Origin of the sequence: Achromobacter sp., assembly GCF_050285585.1 — a bacterium.
Lineage (GTDB): Bacteria > Pseudomonadota > Gammaproteobacteria > Burkholderiales > Burkholderiaceae_B > Achromobacter.
In genome coordinates this window covers 1-18,826 of the sequence record NZ_JBLZXF010000044.1, presented here as the reverse complement: position 1 = coordinate 18,826, position 18,826 = coordinate 1, and the positions used below count along the sequence as shown (strand labels likewise).

Annotated in this window: 16 protein-coding genes and 1 tRNA gene; 3 read left to right on the top strand and 14 right to left on the bottom strand. The window is 66.8% G+C overall.

The annotated features are described in order from the left end of the window. Window positions 1-98: 98 nt before the first annotated feature. Window positions 99-1,748: an intermembrane transport protein PqiB gene (locus ACN6PJ_RS28615; RefSeq protein WP_427999112.1), complete on the bottom strand. Its 1,650-nt coding sequence runs from the start codon at window positions 1,746-1,748 to the stop codon at window positions 99-101. Between the two features lie 172 nt (window positions 1,749-1,920). On the opposite strand from ACN6PJ_RS28615, the gene ACN6PJ_RS28610 reads away from it, so the two are divergent. Then, window positions 1,921-2,406: an N-acetyltransferase family protein gene (locus ACN6PJ_RS28610; protein WP_427999111.1), complete on the top strand. Its 486-nt coding sequence runs from the start codon at window positions 1,921-1,923 to the stop codon at window positions 2,404-2,406. A gap of 18 nt (window positions 2,407-2,424) precedes the next feature. On the opposite strand, the gene ACN6PJ_RS28605 is transcribed toward ACN6PJ_RS28610, so the two are convergent. The 10 genes from ACN6PJ_RS28605 to ACN6PJ_RS28560 form a co-directional block, all read right to left on the bottom strand. Beyond that, the gene (locus ACN6PJ_RS28605) at window positions 2,425-2,733 is read right to left on the bottom strand and encodes a carbohydrate isomerase (protein ID WP_043547612.1); all 309 of its coding nucleotides are present in this window, start codon (window positions 2,731-2,733) and stop codon (window positions 2,425-2,427) included. Window positions 2,734-2,835: 102 nt separating this feature from the next. Continuing rightward, entirely contained in the window at window positions 2,836-3,693 is an 858-nt protein-coding gene (kdsA, locus tag ACN6PJ_RS28600) for a 3-deoxy-8-phosphooctulonate synthase (RefSeq protein WP_427999110.1), read from the bottom strand. 94 nt (window positions 3,694-3,787) lie between these two features. Continuing rightward, the gene (locus ACN6PJ_RS28595; RefSeq protein WP_427999109.1) at window positions 3,788-4,351 is read right to left on the bottom strand and encodes a cytochrome b; all 564 of its coding nucleotides are present in this window, start codon (window positions 4,349-4,351) and stop codon (window positions 3,788-3,790) included. A gap of 80 nt (window positions 4,352-4,431) precedes the next feature. After that, on the bottom strand, window positions 4,432-5,121 hold the full coding sequence (locus ACN6PJ_RS28590; RefSeq protein WP_427999108.1) for an MgtC/SapB family protein: 690 nt from the start codon (window positions 5,119-5,121) through the stop codon (window positions 4,432-4,434). A 106-nt stretch (window positions 5,122-5,227) separates the two neighbouring features. Then, window positions 5,228-5,935 (bottom strand): aquaporin Z, encoded by a 708-nt coding sequence (aqpZ, locus tag ACN6PJ_RS28585; protein ID WP_427999107.1) that lies wholly within the window; start codon window positions 5,933-5,935, stop codon window positions 5,228-5,230. A 177-nt stretch (window positions 5,936-6,112) separates the two neighbouring features. Continuing rightward, the gene (locus ACN6PJ_RS28580) at window positions 6,113-6,697 is read right to left on the bottom strand and encodes a glycerol-3-phosphate responsive antiterminator (RefSeq protein ID WP_427999106.1); all 585 of its coding nucleotides are present in this window, start codon (window positions 6,695-6,697) and stop codon (window positions 6,113-6,115) included. 2 nt (window positions 6,698-6,699) lie between these two features. Then, a complete protein-coding gene (locus ACN6PJ_RS28575; protein ID WP_427999104.1) occupies window positions 6,700-8,256 on the bottom strand; it encodes an FAD-binding oxidoreductase in 1,557 nt (518 codons plus the stop codon). Then, window positions 8,257-9,933, bottom strand: coding sequence for a glycerol-3-phosphate dehydrogenase/oxidase (locus ACN6PJ_RS28570; protein WP_427999103.1), 1,677 nt, complete (start codon window positions 9,931-9,933; stop codon window positions 8,257-8,259). Then, window positions 9,930-11,471 carry an FGGY-family carbohydrate kinase gene (locus tag ACN6PJ_RS28565; protein WP_427999102.1) on the bottom strand — a complete coding sequence of 514 codons (1,542 nt, stop codon included), beginning with the start codon at window positions 11,469-11,471 and terminating at the stop codon, window positions 9,930-9,932. Before ACN6PJ_RS28565 ends, ACN6PJ_RS28570 begins: the two co-directional genes overlap by 4 nt. Beyond that, a complete protein-coding gene (locus ACN6PJ_RS28560; protein WP_427999101.1) occupies window positions 11,468-12,925 on the bottom strand; it encodes an MFS transporter in 1,458 nt (485 codons plus the stop codon). Before ACN6PJ_RS28560 ends, ACN6PJ_RS28565 begins: the two co-directional genes overlap by 4 nt. Window positions 12,926-13,550: 625 nt before the next feature. On the opposite strand from ACN6PJ_RS28560, the gene ACN6PJ_RS28555 reads away from it, so the two are divergent. Then, window positions 13,551-13,793, top strand: a complete 243-nt coding sequence (locus ACN6PJ_RS28555) for a toluene tolerance protein (protein ID WP_427999100.1) — start codon at window positions 13,551-13,553, stop codon at window positions 13,791-13,793. Here the strand turns inward: ACN6PJ_RS28555 and ACN6PJ_RS28550 are convergent. From ACN6PJ_RS28550 to ACN6PJ_RS28540, 3 genes are all read right to left on the bottom strand, one after another. Beyond that, complete coding sequence (locus ACN6PJ_RS28550) at window positions 13,790-14,158, bottom strand: hypothetical protein (RefSeq protein WP_427999099.1); 369 nt, start codon at window positions 14,156-14,158, stop codon at window positions 13,790-13,792. The genes ACN6PJ_RS28555 and ACN6PJ_RS28550 overlap by 4 nt on opposite strands. 323 nt (window positions 14,159-14,481) lie before the next feature. Then, window positions 14,482-17,190 carry an autotransporter outer membrane beta-barrel domain-containing protein gene (locus ACN6PJ_RS28545; protein ID WP_427999098.1) on the bottom strand — a complete coding sequence of 903 codons (2,709 nt, stop codon included), beginning with the start codon at window positions 17,188-17,190 and terminating at the stop codon, window positions 14,482-14,484. Between the two features lie 269 nt (window positions 17,191-17,459). Beyond that, window positions 17,460-17,546 (bottom strand) — tRNA-Leu (locus ACN6PJ_RS28540). Window positions 17,547-17,591: 45 nt separating this feature from the next. Here ACN6PJ_RS28540 and dapC point away from each other — a divergent pair. Further along, on the top strand, window positions 17,592-18,788 hold the full coding sequence (gene dapC, locus ACN6PJ_RS28535) for a succinyldiaminopimelate transaminase (RefSeq protein WP_427999097.1): 1,197 nt from the start codon (window positions 17,592-17,594) through the stop codon (window positions 18,786-18,788). Window positions 18,789-18,826: the final 38 nt, after the last annotated feature.

Here is an 18,826-nt window from a genome sequence, read left to right as displayed (position 1 = left end):
GGACGCCTCGCCCTTGCCATGAGCGACGGCGTTCAGGGCGCCCAGCAGCAAGCGGCGTTCCCGGGACGGCTCCGAACCGCCCGCTGGCTGGCCGAGGGCTAACGCGGCGGCGGGCGCGAGGACGGGCCGTCCTGTGCGCGGCCGCGCAGCAGCGCGTCGGGATAGGCCTGCAGGTAATCGGCCAGCTCGCGCAGCGACCTGGCGGCGCGCGACAACTCCTGCAACGCCGTGCCCGCGCTGGCCGGCAGATCGGCGTCGGGATTCAGCACGCCTCCGACCGCGGCCAGCGACTTGCTGGCCTGCTTCAGCATGGCCTGGGCTTCGGGCGCCACGCGCGTATCCAGCCGCTTCATCAGGCTGGCCGTGCCGCGCAGCAGGTTGTTCAGCTCGTTGCCCAGCGCCTCGAAAGGCACCCGGTCCAGCTTGACCAGGATGCTGTTGACCTGCTGCTGCAACTGGTCGAGGTTGTTCGGCACGGTCGGAATGGTGGGCGTCTCCTCCATCTTGAACGACACCGGCTTCGCATCCGGGAATACCGCCATCGCGACATACAGCTGGCCGGTCAGCAGGTTGCCGATCCGCAACTGCGCCCGCAGGCCGTGTTCGATCATCGCGGTCAACAGTTTTCCGCTGGGATGCTCCAGGGACGCGCCCGAGTATTCCTTGATTTCGCCCATCGTCTTGGCGCCCAGGCGCTCGAGATAGAGCGTGGCCCCGACCACGGCATAGAACTGGTTGGTCGTCCGGTCCAGCTCCAGCCCGATGGAGTCCACCTGGCCGATGGAAACCCCGTAGCTGTCGATGGGGGCCCCTACCGTCAGGCCTCGGACCGATTGATCGAAGCGCATGCGGATGTGCAGCGGCACGCCGTCCGGTTGGGCGCGGGCGGCGCTCTCGGATGGAAAAATGGGGAATTCCGCGTCGGCCTTGGCGGCCACGCGCTCCCGCTGCTCGATCGTATCGAACGCGACGCCGCCGACGATTACCGAAAGCAGCGACTGCGATCGCATCTGCAACCCTCGGGCGTCGACGCTGAAATCCACGCCGCTGGCATTCCAGAAGCGCGTCGCGGCATTGACGTAGCCATCGTTGGGAGCGTCGATGAAAACCTGCACGTCGACCCCCTGCCCGGTGCTGTCCAGGTGATAGCCCACCACCTGCCCCACCGGAATCCGCCTGAAGTACACCGGCGATCCGACATCGAGCGAGCCCAGGTCCCGGGCTTTCAGCGTAAAGCGCTTGCCTGCCCGGTCCTGGGTGACTTCGGGCGGAATCTCCAGGCCGGTGAAGGAAGACTTGGTCGCGAAGCGCGCGCCTTCCTTGCCGTGGAGGTCGGCCGGATCCATGCCGATGTAGGCGCCGGACAACAAGGTGCCCAGGCCCGACACGCCGCTCAGGGTCAGGCGGGGCCGCACCACCCAGAAACGGGTGCCTTCCCGCAGAAGATTGCCCGCCTCCTTGTCGATCCGTATCGTCACGATGACGCCGGAGCGGTCGGGATTGAGCGCCACACGCTCCACGAGGCCGACGTTGACCTCCTTGTAGCGCACCTGCGTCTTGCCGGCCTCCAGGCCTTCGGCTGTCTGGAAACTGATGGTGGCCGTGGGGCCGGCCTCCATCCAGACGCGCACCACCAGGAAAAGCCCGCCCAGGGCCGCAATGATCGGCACCAGCCAGATCCACGACAGGCGGCGCCCCTTGCGCCTTGCGGCGGACCCAGGGGCGGAGGCAGGGCCAGATTCAGGCATAGCGGACGTCCTCTGTTGTATCCATGCAGACGCGAGGGCAAGATCCTGGCAAAGAATCGCGCCCCCCCGGCCCGCGCGCAAGTAAGGGGAATCCCGAGGTTGCCGCGCGGCACGCCCGGCAGAACCCCGCGTTCCCGGGTAGGATATGCGTCCCAAAAAGCAGGAAATACCCGTGACTATCGAAATCCGCCCCGCCGCGCCTTCGGATGCGGCCCAGATCCATGCATTCATCACCGAGCTTGCCGTGTACGAGCGCGCGGCCCACGAGGTGATCGCCAGCGCCGACGACGTCCGGCGCACGCTGTTCGCCGAGGGCGCGCCCGCCAGGGCGCTGATGTGCCTGCTGGACGGCAAGGCCATCGGCTACGCGGTCTATTTCTACAGCTACTCGACCTGGCTCGGCAAGAACGGCATCTATCTGGAAGACTTGTACGTCACGCCCGAGCATCGCGGCATCGGCGCCGGACGCGATCTGCTGCGCCACCTGGCGCAGGAAGCCGTGGCCAACGGCTGCGGGCGGCTGGAATGGAGCGTGCTGGATTGGAACACGCCCGCCATCGACTTCTACAAATCGATCGGGGCGCTCGCGCAGGATGAATGGGTGCGCTACCGCCTCGCCGGAGACGCCTTGCGGAACTTCGCGCAAGGCCGGCGCTGAGGATCCGAGGCGGCCGGGTCAGAACTCCGGCAGGTCGAACAGCGTATGCAAGGTGGAACTGGGGACAGGCACTGACGCGAGGTGCTCGCGCCCGTCATCGTCGACCAGTACACGCACGGGGCGCGACGCCACGCTCATGCCGTCCAGGCTGATGGCCGTTTCGACCTCGGCGCCGTCCTTGATCAGTTCGATGACCTCGGACGCCGCCGCCGTCACCGGCTCGGTGACCCAGCCCGGCACGCCGCGCTCGGCCTGCCCCCAGCGCACATAGGCGACATGCCCGCTGACGGGCTCTTTTCGAACGGCGACGATCACATACAAAGACATCCAGTCCCCCGGTTGCGGACCCTCTCAAGGCTCCTTTCGCTCTCAGCAAACCTCAGGCCTGGATCGTATAACAACTTGATGCGGCCATCATGACCGCCGCGTTCAGGGCTCGATGTCGATCGGGGCAAAGGACTTCACCAAGTCGTCCAGCCTCTTGAGCTGGGTGAGGAAAGGCTCCAGTTTGTCCAGCGGCAAGGCGCTGGGGCCGTCGCACTTCGCGTTCTTGGGATCGGGGTGGGCTTCGAGGAACAGGCCCGCCAGCCCCACCGCCATGCCGGCGCGGGCCAGTTCGGCCACCTGTTCGCGGCGGCCGCCCGACGCGGCATCCAGCGCCGAACGCTGCTGCAAGGCGTGCGTCACGTCGAAAATCAGCGGACGGTTGCCGGACACCTTCTTCATCACGCCGAACCCCAGCATGTCCACGACCAGGTTGTCATAGCCGAAGCAGGTGCCCCGGTCGCACAGGATCAGCTTGCCGTTGCCGGCCTCGGTGAACTTCTCGACGATGTTCAACACCTGGGTCGGGCTGAGGAACTGGGGCTTCTTGATGTTGATCACGCGCTGCGTCTTTGCCAGCGCCACCACCAGGTCGGTCTGCCGGGCCAGGAAGGCGGGAAGCTGCAGGATGTCGACGACCTCGGCCACCGGGGCGGCCTGCCAGGGCTCGTGCACGTCGGTAATGACCGGCACGCCGAAGGTCTTCTTGACCTCTTCGAAGATCCGCATGCCCTCTTCCAGCCCCGGACCGCGGTAGGAATGGATGGAGGAACGGTTGGCCTTGTCGAAGGACGCCTTGAAGACGTAGGGGATTCCCAGCTTGCTCGTCACGCGCTGGTATTCCTCGCAGGCGCGCAGGGCCAGGTCCCGGGATTCCAGCACATTGATGCCGCCGAACAGCACGAAGGGCCGATCGTTCGCGCAGCTGATCGAGGGAGTGATAACGACTTCTGGGGCGGTCATGACGGGTGAATCCTGTAGAAATGAAGCAGGTGATAGTCCGTAATGTACAACCTGCCCCGCCCGCCCATCACGTTCCGGGGACAGCCAGCCCGGCTCAACGGCTTGAAAGCATGCGGCGCAGCACGCCGTCGCGCAGGAAGTAATGATGGAAAAGCCCGGCCAGCGCGTGCAGGAGCGCCAGCACGACGATCGTCCACGCCACGGTATCGTGCAGCCCGCCGATGAAGCGGCGTTGCTCGCGATCGATGGGAATCAGGGTGGGCACGTCGAACAGGCCGAAAAAGGCGAACGGCTCGCCCTGCGCCCAGCGGAACAGGAAGCCCAGCACGATCTGCGCGGCCATCAGCGCATACAGCAACGCGTGCATGCCTGTGCTGGCGACGCGCCGCCAGCCGCCCGCGGCCGGCGGCAAGCGCCTGCCCGCGCTCAGACGCCAGACGGCGCGCAGCACGAACACGGCGGCGAACACCAGGCCGAACGAAATGTGCAGCGACTGCAGCAGGCGCCGCGTCGGGGTGCCGCGCGGCAGGAAACTCCAGGTTTCGGCCAGCGCGAACAACCCCACGACCAGCAAGGCGGTCAGCCAGTGGAGCGCAATGGTGGCCCGGTCATAGTGGGCGAGATCAGCCGGCGCCGCGGCGGAGGAAGATGGGGTCACAGGCTGCGCTCATGGTCTGGAATACGGTCTGCAAGCGTATTGAGATCAGACTTACGGCGTCCTGATTGCCTCCCGGGAGGTCAGGCGTTGCCGGTATCGGACGTCCAGCTCGCGGAAAAGGTCTGGGGAAGCAGGCTCAGGCTGCCCACCAGTTTTTCCACGCGCTCGTCCTCCTGGCGCATCGAATAGACCACCGCGGTCACTTCCGAGCGGCCGCCGTCCCGCTGCTGGCTTTCCACGCCGCGCAGGCGCAGGCTGTGCCTGGCGAGGGAATTCAGCAGTTCCGCCCGCATCAGCGCTTCGTCCGCCGAGGCGCAGGTCAGGGCGATGTTGTAGTAGCGCTCTTCCGTTTCCGCCTCGGGCACGTAGCGGTCCACCAGCCTGGCGCCGCCCCGCAGCACCACGTTCGTCACCAGGATCAAGGCGGTTACCGCGCCCGACTCGGCCAGGAATCCGTAGCCCGCCAGCACGCCGACCGCGCCGGTGGCCCAGATGGTGGCGGCGGCGCTGAGCCCGCGGATGGTCAGGCCGTCGCGCATGATCAGGCCCGCGCCCAGGAAGCCGATGCCCGTCACGACCTGGCTGCCCAGGCGCATATCGTTGCTGGCGTCCAGCAGCGCAGGCAAGGCGGTGTAGGCGGCCGCGCCCAGGGCGACCAGCGCGTGCGTGACGACGCCCGCGTAATTCTGCCGCCACTGGCGCTCGAGGCCGACGGCGGCGCCCAGCAGCATGGCGAGCGTAAGGTGGATGGCGATGGAAAACTCATTCATTGGGGCTACTTGCTTCTTGTTCTTCCCGGGAGGGGCCGGCGGGCCAACATCGGAGGAATCGGCCCGGCCCTATTATCGCCCGCTCCCGGAGCCCCGGGTGCCCGCCCTACTCCTGCGAGGAGTCGCTCACCAGCCGGTAGGCGATGGCGCCGATGATCGCGCCGACGATAGGCGCGACCCAGAACAGCCACAATTGCTCCAGCGCCCAGCCTCCCACGAACAGCGCGGGGCCGGTGGAACGGGCCGGATTGACCGACGTATTCGTGACCGGGATGCTGACCAAATGGATGAGGGTGAGCGCAAGGCCGATCGGGATTGCCGCGAAACCGGCGGGCGCGCGCTTGCTGGTGGCGCCCAGGATCACGAACAGGAAGCCCGCGGTCATGACGATTTCCGACACCAGCGCGGACGCCATCGAATACTTGCCCGGCGAATACTCGCCGTAGCCGTTGGCCGCGAAATGGCTGGCCTTGAGATCGAAGCCCAGCTTGCCGCTGGCGATGCACGCCAGCACCGCGGCCGCCGCGATCGCGCCCAGCACCTGCGCAATCACGTAGGGCGCGATTTCCTTGGCGGGAAAACGTCCGCCCGCCACCAGGCCGACCGTGACGGCCGGATTGAAGTGCCCCCCCGAGATGTGTCCCACCGCGAACGCCATGGTCAGCACCGTCAGGCCGAAAGCCAGGGCCACGCCCGCGAACCCGATCCCCAGGTCCGGGAAGCCCGCCGCCAGCACCGCGGCTCCGCAGCCGCCCAGTACCAGCCAGAATGTGCCAAAGAACTCCGCGCCGCAACGCTTCGATAGCGAGTACATTTCCACTCCCCAAAAAACGAAAACCCAACGGTATCGCGACGCGGGAACGGCAACGTTAAAGCAATGCAAATCTTGACATTTCTTGTGCGCGGCCAGGCGCCGGCGTCCCTGCCTCCGGCAAGATAACGTCGCCGGCCCGCCGCCGGGATCGTCCGGATGGCTTAGCGCCCGTCCACCCTAAGGCCTGAGCTGCTTCGGATCCAGGCTCCACAGGGCGTGATCGCTGGTCGACACTCCCACCGCGCCGTGCCGCATGGCCGCGCCCACGTCGGCTTCGTTGCAGACGAAGCCCGAGGCAACGATGGGCGGCAGGGCTTTCAGGTCCTGCGGGGCCATGTGCGCAAGCATCGCCGCGGGCATCAGCTGCACCAGGTTGGGATCGCTCTGCTCCAGCGCCTTCACGCTGCGGGGCCAGGTCGAACGGTCGGTGACGAAGACCTTCTGCATGGTCACCATGCCCGCGCGGTTGGCCCGCTGGATGGTCGCCACCCGGGTGGACACCAGGCTGGCCACGCCGATATCGGCCAGGTACTCGACGCCGCCCTTGTCCTGCGACAGGCCTTCGCAGCTGTCGATATTGACGATGGCGAACTTCCCCGCCCGGTTCAGCGCGGAGATCACCGGAGCAAGCTTGCGCAGCTCCACATTGGCGACGATGCCGATCTCGGCGACGCTGCCGACGAAGGTGTTGATCTGCTCAACCCCGTACAGCGTCGCAATGACCGGGTGGCGCGCCAGGCATGCCCCGAATGATCTGTCCATGGTTATCGCTTGCCCTGGTCGTGGGAGAGCTCGTCGCTCAGGCCGAGCTTTCCTGGGTTGAGGATGTTCTGCGGGTCCAGCGTGCGCTTGAGCGTGCGCAGCACCTGGAATCCGCTGCCCAGCGACGCTGCCATGTACGGCGCGCGCAACAGGCCGACGCCGTGGTGGTGGCTGAGAGCCGCATTGTATTTAATCAGCACCGCGTTGGCGGCGTCCCAGGCCTGGCGGTACCACTTGGCGCGGTTCTCCACCTCCACCTCGCCGCGCAGCGAAAAATACAGGCAGGCGCCGTCGACGTAGGCGTGCGATTGGTGCGCCGAGCCGGCCAGCGTGCCCGGCACCGCGTTGATGGCGCTCACCACTTCGTCGTAGATCGCCGGCAGATCGCTCCAGCGGCCCGCCATTTCCAGCGTGTCGGCGACGAAACCCGGGCTGCGCTTGAAGCCTTCGGCGCTCTTGCCGGTGAGATAGCGCGTATCCAGCCACCGTTCGAAGATCGCCGCGCCGTCGAGCTTCTCGCCCAGTTCCTCGCATACGCCTTCGCTGATCTCCATGACCGCGTCCACGATCTGGCGCGCGCCTTCGTCGGCAACCAGCAGCACATTGAGATCCGGACGGTTGAACTGCACGCCGCTTTCCAATTCGTCGTACAGGCGCAGCGCCGCCGGATTCGCGCCGCGCTGCATGATTTCACGGCAGGCATCCAGCCCGATGGCGAAGGTCTTGAAGCCATAGGCGATGGCGCGGCCATAGTCCGGCAGCCGATGCAGCTTCAGGCGCACGCGCACGATGACGCCCAAGGTGCCCTCCGAACCGATGAATATCTGCTGCAGGTCCGATCCCAGCGCGGCGCGCGAATACCCCCCGACCGTGACCAGGCTGCCGTCGGCCAGCACTACGTCCATGCCGAACACCATGTCCTCGATCTTGCCGTAGCGGGTGGACAGCTGCCCCGCGCCGCGGCAGGCGACCCAGCCGCCCACCGTGCTGATGCCGAACGATGACGGCCAGTGCCCCATCGTCAGGCCGTACTCGCCCTGGATGGTCTGCTCGAACACATCGCCGAACATGCCGGCCTCGACTTCCACGATCTGGCTTTCGCGGTCCACGCCGATCAGCCTGTTCAGCTGGCAGACGTCCAGCACGATGCCGCCGCGCACGGGCAACGCCGCGCCCGTCACGTTGCTGCGGCCCGCCGACACGGTCACCGGTATCGCGGCTGCGTTCGCGATGCGCATCACTGCCTGCACCTGCTCGACCGTGGACACCCTGACGATGACCGCCTGCGGCGTCGCGGGCCTGCCGGCGGTCTCCGTCATCATCGAGCCCGCCCACCAGTCGCGGGTCCAGGCGACCACGTCCGCCGTGGCGGTCAGCACCTCGTCCGACACGGCGCGCAGGGCCTGCACGCGCTCGGCGGACACGCTCACCGGATCGCGCTGCAGGCCGGCTTCGGTTCCCGCCTGGGCCACTGTCGCGGCGTAGGCCGGCGGCGTGTGCGCGCCGACCACGTATTTGCCGCGGTTGTAGCCGCGCTTGATGGCTTCTTTACTGATCATTTACTGGTCTCCCATGAGTATGGACTTTTCATGCTTGATGGCGGCGAGGTAGTCGCTGACCTGCCGCGCGATAAGGTCTTCCGGCAATCCGAGCTCGGCCTGCAGTATCTGGCCGACCCGCGCGGCCGCGCGGGCCGACGCGTCGCGCGCCATCAGGCGCGCCCGCATGCGGCGCGACAGCACGTCTTCGACGCTGCCGGCCAGTTCGTGCCGCGCCGCATAGACGACCTCCGCCTCGGTGTAGGGCAAGCCCTCGACGATGGGCGTCTGCAGCGCTGGCGCCTGCTCCATGATGTCGCTGACGAAACGCGCCTCGGTGCCGTAGCGCTCGCCCAGATGCGCAGACAGGCCGCCCGAGGCCACGATGGCCTGCGGGTCGTAGCCCGCGGCGCCCAGCAGATAGGCGCGGCGGGTCTGGCACTTGCCGGTCTTGCCGATGACCTGCTGCGCGGCGTCGATCGTCTGCTCCGCCATGTGGCGCGATGTCGTGAGCTTGCCGCCGACGACCGTGACCAGGCCGTCCTCCGCCACGCGTATGACGTGGTTGCGCTTGATCTCCAGGGTCTTTCCCCCTGGCGGCGCGACCAGCGGCCGGCACCCGGCGATGCTGCCCACGGCGTCCTCGGGGCGCAGGTCCACCTTCAACGCGGACCGGGCGCCCTCCAGCAGGAAATCCAGCTCGCGGCGCGTGCAGTGCACGTCGTCCAGATCGCCTTCGTAGTCTTCATCCGTGGTGCCCAGGTACGACAGGTTGCCCCAACGCGTGATGGTGGCGCGGCGGCTGCGGCCGGGAACGGGAATGGTCACGGTGCAATCGTTGCGCACCTTCAGCCACGGCACGGCCACGTGCACGCCCTTGGCCGGGCGCACGTGCAGCGCCGAGGCGTCGCCCTGCTTCGCGCCGTTCCAATCGCGCAGCCACACGCCCGTCGCCATGACGACCACCCCGGCGCGCGCGCGTATCTCGCGCTGGCCGGCCTGGATGACGACGCCATCGACCTTGCCATGTTCGTTGCGCGTGATTTCCACGGCCTTGGCGTGGTTGACGACGGCCGCGCCATGGAAGGCGGCGGTGCGCGCGACGGCCAGCGTCAAGCGCGCGTCGTCCACGCGCGCATCGAAATACAGGAAGCCGCCCAGCAGCCCCTCTTCCCTGAAGGTCGGGCAATGCGACAGCACCTCGGCCGGCGTCAGCTTCTGGTGCAGGATGCCCTCGCGCCAGCCGCCCGCCACGTCGTAGGTCCACAGCAGGCTTTCAAATGCCTTGGACAGGCGCTTGTCGAACACGCCATCCTTTTCCAGGATCGGGAAAAGGAACGGCAGCCGCTGCACCAGGTGGCGGGCATTGCGGCGCAAGCGCTGGCGTTCGTGCAGCGAATGGCGCACGAGGCCGAGATTGCCCTGCTCGATGTAGCGCAGGCCGCCGTGCACCATCTTCGAGGATTTGGAAGACGTGCCCGAGGCGAAATCGTCTTTCTCGATGACGGCAGCGCGGTATCCGCGCAGGCTCGCGTCCAGCGCCGCGTAGACGCCCGTGATGCCGCCTCCGACGATGATGATGTCGAAATGCTCGGATTCCAGCCGGTCCAGCTGTTCCTGCCGATTCAGGCGCAAGGGTTCGGTGCGGGTCATTTCAGCCCGGTCCTTCCTGGGCTTTCTCGATAGCCACCCGATCATTTTTCCAAGACCTCCTCTTTTTCCTGCTTGAATTGCCCCGCGTGTTCCAGCTCCGACGCGACGCGCGAATGCCACAGCCCGCGCCGCCGCGCTCTTTCGGCCTCGTCCAGCAGCGGCTCGAATACCGCGTCGGTCACCGTCGTCGTGCGCGCCTCCTGCAGCGAGTCCCACAGCAGGCCCGACGATCCGGCCAGGAACGCCGCGCCGCGCAGGCTCGCGCGGTCGGCCTCCTGCATGCGGCGAATGGGAATGCCGATCAGGTCCGCCTGGATCTGCAGGAGCGCATCGCTGCCGGAGAGCCCTCCGCCCACGACCAGCTCGCGCACGCGCACGCCGGACACTTCCTCGTCGGCCTCGATGCAGCTGGCGACCGAATGCGCGATGCCTTCCAGGATGGCGTAGGCCACCTCGGCCTGCGTGGTGGCCATCGACACCCCCGTCAGCGACGCGCGCGCGGCGGCTTCCATCCTGGGGACGCGCAAGCCCGTCAGGGCCGGCACGAAAGTCACCCCGCGCGACGAATCGACGGTGGCCGCCAGCGCGCTGATCTCGCGCGCATCCTTGAACCACTTCAGCTTTTCGCAGACCCAGTTCAGCGCGGAGCCGGTCGTCGCGACGAAAGTCTCGACGGCGAAATGCGAAACGCCGCCCTGGCGGCGCGCCGTCATCGTCAGCGACCCCTCGAACCGGCCGGAATTCACCGGCGGCTCGGGACCGATGATGAGGTCGACGAAGCTGCCCGTGCCGTGCACGCACATGGCCTGCCCCCGGTCCAGGCAGCCCAGCCCGACGGCGCCCGCGTGCTGGTCGCCCGCGGAGGCCAGGATCGGCACGTCGATGCCCAGCACGTCTTTACGCGTGCGCCCGAAGTCGTCGGCGTCCTGGCGCAGGCCCGGCAGCAGCTCTGCGGGAAAGCCCAGCGTCGCCAGCCAATCCAGGTAGTAGCGGTGCCCGGCCAGCACATAGGCGCCGGCGGACGTGGCGTTGGTGGGGGTCGTGACGCATGCGCGCCGCTGCGAGAAATGCCACAGCAGCCAGCTGTCGACGGTGCCGAAAGCGAGGCGCCGCTCGCGCCAGGCGTCGGCCACCTGCGGCGTCTCCAGGAGGTGGTGCGCGGCCCAGAGATAGAGCGAACGCACCCCCACCGGGCGCCCCACGTGCGCCAGCAGGGATTGGTCCCATTGCGGCGCCAGGCGGTCCAGTTCGTCCACGTAGCGCGTGTCCTGCCACACCATGGCCGGCACCAGCGCCCGGCCGCTGCGCGTGTCCCACAACACGGCGGTCGCGCGCTGCGTGGCGATGGCCAGCGCGACGATCCGCTGCCCCTCCCGCTGCGACCGCGCGATCGCGCCGCGGCATACCTCGACCGTCTTCTCCAGGATGACGTCGGCGTCCTGCTCGACCACGCCGGGCCGGGGCGTCTGCACCTGCAAGGGCACATACTCGAGGCAAGAGACGTGGCCGTCGGCCGACACCGTCGCCGCGCGGGTGCCGGAGGTGCCCTCGTCTATGGCCAGAATCACGTTATCTGTCGTCATCGCGCGGCTTTTCCGATAGCGGGGTCCAGGGTGGACGGCGCCGCGTCGTCCTTGAATTGCGGGGCGCCGGCCTCGGTATCCGGGTTGATGGTGGTGCGCGTCGGATCCCACCGGATCACGAAGCAGATGATGCTGGCCACCAGGGGAACGATCGACAGGATCAGGAATGTCTTTTCCAGGCCGTAGTTCTCGCGGAAGATGGGAAACACCAGCAACCCGACCGCCGCGCCGATGGAGCCCAGCGCGCCGATGATGCCGTTCGCGCCGGCGCGCAGCTCTCCGCGGAAAGACAGCGACGACAGGCTCTTGCCGTTGGCGCCCGGGCCGCCCGAGTGGAACAGGATGAACAGCGACGGCACGACGACCGCCAGCCACAGGGGCATCCTGCCGTGGAAGGTGCCCAGGATCAGCAGCATCAGGAACACGGCGGCGAACCCGAAGGCCGAGGCGCGCCGCAGGCCGAGCTTGCGGCCGACATAAGGCGACAGAAAGCCGCCGAAGATACCGAAGACGTTGAACACCAGCGCGCCGATCGTCGCGTAGACGAAATCCTTGCCGAACAGCGCCGCGCTGATCAGGGGCAGGTACCAGCCCACGGCGAAGTACTGGATCGATTGGCCGATCTGCACGGTGGCGGCCAGTATCGTGCGGGGCAGGTATACGCCGCGGAAGATCAGCAGCACATTGGCCAGGCCGCGCCGCGCCTGGTTCATGACCGGCACGCGCTCCTCGACGGGCGCGGCGGCGAAGCTCTGCCCGTAGATGCGGGTCATCGCCGCGGCCGCTTCCACGACGCGCTCCTTGCGGGCGAGCCAGATGGGGCTTTCCACCATGTACGTCAGCTGCAGCACGAGGATGACGATGGCGAAGATGGCGGTGGCCGCGACCGAGTAGCGCCAGATCGAATCGCCCACGTCCCACGAGAAAAACAGCAGCGCCAGCAGCAGGTTCGTGCACACGGCCGTGTACCACATGCCCTGCCAGGTATTCAGGCGGCTCTTGAGCTTGACCGGCGTGAACTCCGCCAGGACCGCCATCGCGATGGCGAAGTCGATGCCATAGGCGGCGCCCACGAAGAAGCGGCCCGCGAGAATGACCTCGAACGACGGCGCAAACACCACGAGCACGGCGCCGATCACGGCCAGCAGCTTGGCGATGATCAACGGCCGGATGCGGCCCCACCGGTCAGCCATCCACCCGCCGATCGGGTTGAAGGCGATCGCGACCCAGGAGGCGAACGACGTCATCAGCGCGACCTGCTTCGCCGTGAGCGCCAGGTCGCGCGTCATCGGGCCCAGGCCCGCGCTCAGCGCCGAGTTCGCGAATGCGTCGAGAAACAATCCGCCCAGCGCGAGCCACCAGATGAGGCCTGCCTTGCCCGCGATGCCCGGGCGCGAATCGATGAAGGCGATGACATCGTCGATGCCACGTATTTTGACGGTCGATGATTGCACTGTTGTCTCCTCTTGGAATTATTTCTGTAAGAGGTCGACGCAACGTGCACGCGATAAAAGACCATCTTACAGATGGTCTTTTATCTAGATCTGTGCGGTGACTTTATGGACTATCGCAGGGAGTGTCAAGGAGGAAAAACACCAAGACTCCACCGCCCCTGAAGAACGCGTCCGCCGCCCCCGCCCGCGCATCGGCTTGCAATATATATTTAAACAGGCACACTACGGCCCATTCGAACAGTACGGCCCTGCCACGCAGGGCCACATCCGGCCGGCCGCGCACAGCCCGCGGCCGCGTCCGCGGTAGGAGTGCGCGCGGTGTCTGATGTCCAGGACATGAATCCTCTTCATCAAAACAAGCGGGTGCCGTCTATCCATGACGCAGCACGGCCCGCTGCCGCCTTGCCGTCCGCCTCCGCCCCGCACAACATCCCAAGCGCGATTGCGTCCGCCGCCATGCGGTAGCGACTAGCCGCGGCCGTTCCCTGCGGAACCGGCCGTCCGGCTCTCCCTCCCCCTCTTTGCCCGTTTCCTGTCTTTCGCGGCCGAATGCGCCGCGAGGACTTTCTTCGTGCGGACCCGTCAAGAGGCCGACACACCCATCGACCGACTCAAGGAGCGTCACATGCGGTTAATCACCGACCAGGAACTCAGCACCATGTCCACCGAAAGCAAGCGCCGCCGGCACCAGGAACTGGATCGCAAGCTTGTCGTCGCCAGCCAGCGCGGCTGGTCGTGCGCGCACCGGATAGAGGCGAGCCGCGCCAAGGTGCACGCCGCCATCCAGCGGGATATCGAGCAAGGCCGCGATACGCAGGTCCGGACGGAAAAGCGGCGGGGACGAGGCGCGAACCGCGCATCGAACTAAGCCGGCCGGCCCGGATGGGAGCGCGGCGGCTGGCCGCAGATCGTGTTCCCGTCCGGGCCGCCGCTCGACCAGCGCTCCACGTCCCGGATCAGGTATTGCAGGAACTGCGCGTAGGCCCGGTCCAGCGCCCGTATCCAGGCGGCGTTGTCGTGCCTGGCGCAAGAGGCGCGCACGGCACAGTTCAGCGTTTCGGCCAGATGGCCGATCGTCGCGCCCGACATCCGGAAACAGATGGGGGCTTGGCAGGAATGCCGATGGGCGTGGCGCAGCGCATTGTCGCGCGCTTCCGCCGTGGCCTGGGTATCGGCCACGTCCCGCAGCAACGCATTCAGCATTTCGCACCAGTCGGCCAGCAGTTCATGCACGGCTCACCTCGCAAGGAACGCGAATGGACAGTCAGTTTCCGGGTGTGTGCAGCACGGCGAATCCGGGCACGTCCCCGTCCGCGGGGAGCGCCAGTTGCAGCTAACGCATGGGCGCCGCCCGATCAGGCTGGCGCCGGCGGCCTGCCCGCGATCACGCCATGGGGGGCCGAAGAGCGCGACGATATAGCAAAAAGGGCTTGTTTCGCACTGGCGTATACCCTAAACGGCGGGGTGCGGCGCAATGATTCGACATGCAGACCCGATCCGAAAAGAAATCCACGGCCGTCGGCAGGCCGGAGCGAACGGAACGCCTCCATCTCCGCCTAGAACATCATCCTGAAACCCGCGGTGGCGGTAACGACATAGCTGCCGGAGAAATCGACATCGGCATCGACCTCGCCGTATAGGGCATAGCGGGATCCCCAGCCGTAATTGGCCCCCACTCCCAGGCTGCCCCAGGTGCGCGACATGCGGCTGGCTACCGGCACTCCGGAAACCTCTATCCGCGTCCCATCCAGGAATTCATGCTTCAGGTTGACGGCGCCATAGAGGCTCGATCCCTGGTCTGCGCCGGCCGCGCGCCAATCCGGCCTGTAGTCCAGCGCGATGCCGACGCGGCCCAGCAAGCTGTCGCCCTTGGCGTCTTCGACGCGCGCGCCGAATTTGTCGCTGAAGCGGTCGAAGCGGGTCGATGCATACGTCAGCTGCGCCTGCGGGACCAGGGCCAGCCCCTCCCGCAATCCGAAAGCCTTGCCCGCCTCGATGGCAAGTCCGTAGCTGTGCGCCTTGCGGCCATTCTCCAGCTTGCCCGCCGATCGCGAGTTCAGGCTGCTGTCGAACCACGTCGCCTGGGCCTGGGTGTCGATGTAGACGCCGTCCCTGCCGTACCAGGTGAGCGTCGGCGTCAGGCCATAGGCGGTGGTATCGATCGTGCCGTTGCCATACGCCGACGACACGCGCGTGTCGGCCTTGCCGTAGTGCACGGCCAACCCGCCCACCAGGCGGGAACCGCCTTGCTCGCCGGCCAGGATACGGTCGACGCCGAATTGCGCCTTCCAGCTGTCGATGTCCTGGCGTTCGCCGGTGGTGGAAGCGGAAGGATCGAGCCGGCCCGTCGCGCCCTCCACGCGGCTCCATATGCCGTTGCGGCCGGCGTCCGCCGGGTCATACAGGCGATTGCCGACCCGCTGGCGCAAGGTGGGAAGCTTGCTCAAGTGAAGCAGTGTGTTGGCGTAGGCTTCATAGACCGGCACGCCCGGCTGATAGAGCAGAGGCTGGCCGGCGTCCGGCGAACCGCCTGTGTCTTGCGGCGGACCGGGATCGGTCAGGGACGACCTCAGATACCAACCGCCGTCGGCGGGATCCTGCTGCAGCACATAGCCATAGGCGCCGGCCACCAGCGCCGGACGCCCGTCGATGACGTAATCGCCGTTGGCCAGGTTGAATTGGCCCGCCGAGACCCCATTGACCTGCACGACCCGAATGCCCCGCTGGGTCAACGCGCCAGCGCCTCCCATGTTCTTCACCGTGACCGGTGTCGTGCCGGAGCTGGCGCCGGTGATCACCAGCTTATCGGTCGGCGAATCGTCGGCGCCAAGCTGCGTGCGGATTTCCAGGCCGCCGCCCTGGGCCGCATAGTCGCCGGCGATCGTCAGGGTGCCGAAGCCGCTGCGCGGGCCGGGCGCGATGACTCCCTTGTTGACCGTCGAGCCGACCCGTCCCGTGCCGGTCATCCGCGCCCCCGCAAGCACATTCACGGGCCCGCCCAGGATGCCATCGACCTGCAGCGTGCCGGCCTGGATATCGGTGTTGCCCGTGAACGCCGAGCTGTCGCCCGAAAGCGTCAGCGTCCCCGCCCCCAGCTTGTTCAGGCTGGACGTACCCGAAAAGGCCGTCGCCACGCCCACTTCATGGGCATTCGTGTCAAACCAGGCGCCGCCGCCTCCCACCGCCTGCGTGGCGAAGCCCTTCAGGAAGTCGGTCTCATTGCGGTTGGCGCGCAGGATGCCGCCGTCCAGGTTGAGCGCCGCGTTGCCCGGGCCCTTGATGACGGAACCTGTTTCGAGCACGCCGCGGCCGCTGGCGTCGCCGGTCAGGTTCAGCGTTCCGGAGGAGCCGCTTTCGAGGGCGATCCAGGCGTCTCTGGCGACGCCCACCAAGCCGCCTTTGGCGATCGTCAGCACGCCGTCGCCGCCTGAGCCGATTTGGATGCGGTCGGACGCCGTGAGCGTCGACGTCTCGGCCGTCCCGCTGGACACGGTCACCGTGCCGACGCCTCCCGGATTCATCCCGATGTAGATCGATGCCGCGGAAGCCGGCCCGCTCGGCCCTTGTGTATGAACGGTCGCGCCGTCCTGGATATTCAGGTCCCCAGTGCCCTCGAAACCGACGTAGATATTGTTCAGCGGGTCCCAGAGGGTTTGCGGGCCCGATACCGTAACGCGTCCATCGCTGCCGGCGAGCCAGCCGATCATGCCCTGGCCGCTATGCACGGCGCCGCCATTGTCGATCCGCAGCGTTCCGCTGCCGCTCGCGCCGACCTGGAATGAGTAGACCGTGGAAAGTTGCCAGACTGACCCGATACCGGAAACGGTTACGTTTCCGGTGCTGCCGCCATCGACGCCGATAGCGGCGGACTGTCCTTGCGCCAAAGCCCCGTCGAGCACCCAGAGCGTGCCATTGCTGCCCGATCCACTGCCGATATGGACCGGCGCCTGACTCGTCCAGGTCGACGCCGCGCCGCCGGCGTCACGGCCCGTCACCGTCAAGGTACCGACTCCGCCATTGGAATTGCCGACCACACCCCAATCGTTGACCACCGTGCCGCCGGCGCCGATGGTCAACGTCCCGGTGGACGAATCTCCGACGATCAGGTCACCCCCGACCACCCAGTGAGGACTCTGAATCCCGGACGAAACATCGCCCACACCAACGACGGATTGGGCATACGCGGAATAGCTGCAGTTCGCCGCATACAAAAGGAAAATCGCCTGGCTTACCCGCCCCGCGCGATGACAATTCCTGCCGACCATGACGACTCCTCACCAAGTAGAGGCGAAATATATAGGGTCAATACGGCACCGTACACGGATTTTTAATAGGGGTTTACGCACAGGCCGCAGGAGCGCCGTCGCGTAGAAGGCGGAACGCCGCCGGACATCCCTACTGGCAAAACCGGCGGGCGGCCCGGGGCCGAAGACTGCGAATTATTGCTGTTTTGCAGTCAACCGGCGCCCAGCGGCCCCGCCAAACCGTTGATTTGAAAGGCTTTGAATCGGCCCATCAACGATTCTCAATAAGTTGGTGCGAAGGAGGGGACTCGAACCCCTACACCTGTTACGGCGTCAGGACCTAAACCTGGTGCGTCTACCAATTTCGCCACCTTCGCAAAGCCAAGCCCGCTATTGTAGCTTGCTTGTTAAAATCTTGCGTCATGAATCCGCGCCTCGATGCCCTACACCCCTACCCGTTCGAAAAACTGCGGGCCTTGCTGGCTTCGGCCGCCCAGCAGCCGGACGGCCTGACGCCTATCAATTTGTCGATCGGCGAGCCCAAGCACGCCGCGCCGGAGCGCATCGGGCAGGCGATCCGCGACAATCTCGCCGGCCTGTCCGTCTATCCGTCCACCAAGGGCGATCCGGCCCTGCGCCGGGCGATCTCGGCGTGGCTGGCGCGCCGCTACAGCATACCGGCGCCCGACCCCGAAACCCAGGTACTGCCGGCGCTGGGCTCGCGCGAGGCGCTGTTCGCCTTCACGCAGACGGTGATCGACCCGTCCGCGGGGTCGGTCGTGATCTGCCCAAATCCTTTTTATCAGATATACGAAGGCGCCGCCTTGCTGGCCGGCGCCACGCCCTATTTCGTGAATGCCGATCCGGTGCGCAATTTCGGCAGCGACTGGGGCCAGGTCCCGGCGGGCGTCTGGAAGAAGGCGCGCATGGTATTCGTGTGCTCGCCGGGCAATCCGGCCGGCAACGTGATGTCGCTGGAGGAATGGAAGACGCTCTTCGAGCTTTCCGACCGCCACGGCTTCGTGATCGTCTCCGACGAGTGCTATTCCGAGATCTACCTGGACGAAGGCAATCCTCCGCTGGGCGGCCTGCAGGCGGCGCGCCGCCTGGGCCGGGACGACTACCGCAATCTGGTGGCCTTCTCCAGCCTGTCCAAGCGTTCCAACGTGCCCGGCCTGCGTTCCGGCTTCGTCGCGGGCGACGCCGCGCTGATCGGCCGTTTCCTGCTGTACCGTACGTATCATGGCAGCGCGATGAGCCCGCTCGTCTCCGCGGCGAGCATCGCCGCCTGGACGGACGAAGCGCACGTGAAAGACAACCGCCGCCTGTACCGCGAGAAGTTCGACGCCGTGGTGCCCATCCTGCAGAACGTGCTCGACGTCTCCCGTCCGCAAGCCTCGTTCTACCTGTGGGCGGCCACGCCGGGCTCGGACACGGCGTTCGCGCGCGACCTTTACGGCCGGACTGGTGTTACCGTGCTGCCGGGCAGTTTCCTGGCGCGGGAGGCGCACGGCGTGAATCCGGGCCAGGGCCGCATCCGCATTGCCTTGGTGGCGCCTTTGGCTGACTGCGTGCAGGCAGCCGAGCGCATCGCCCATTTTGTGCATACTTCTGTTTGATCAACCCTTAAAAGCTGAGCCGCTATGACTCTCGACCT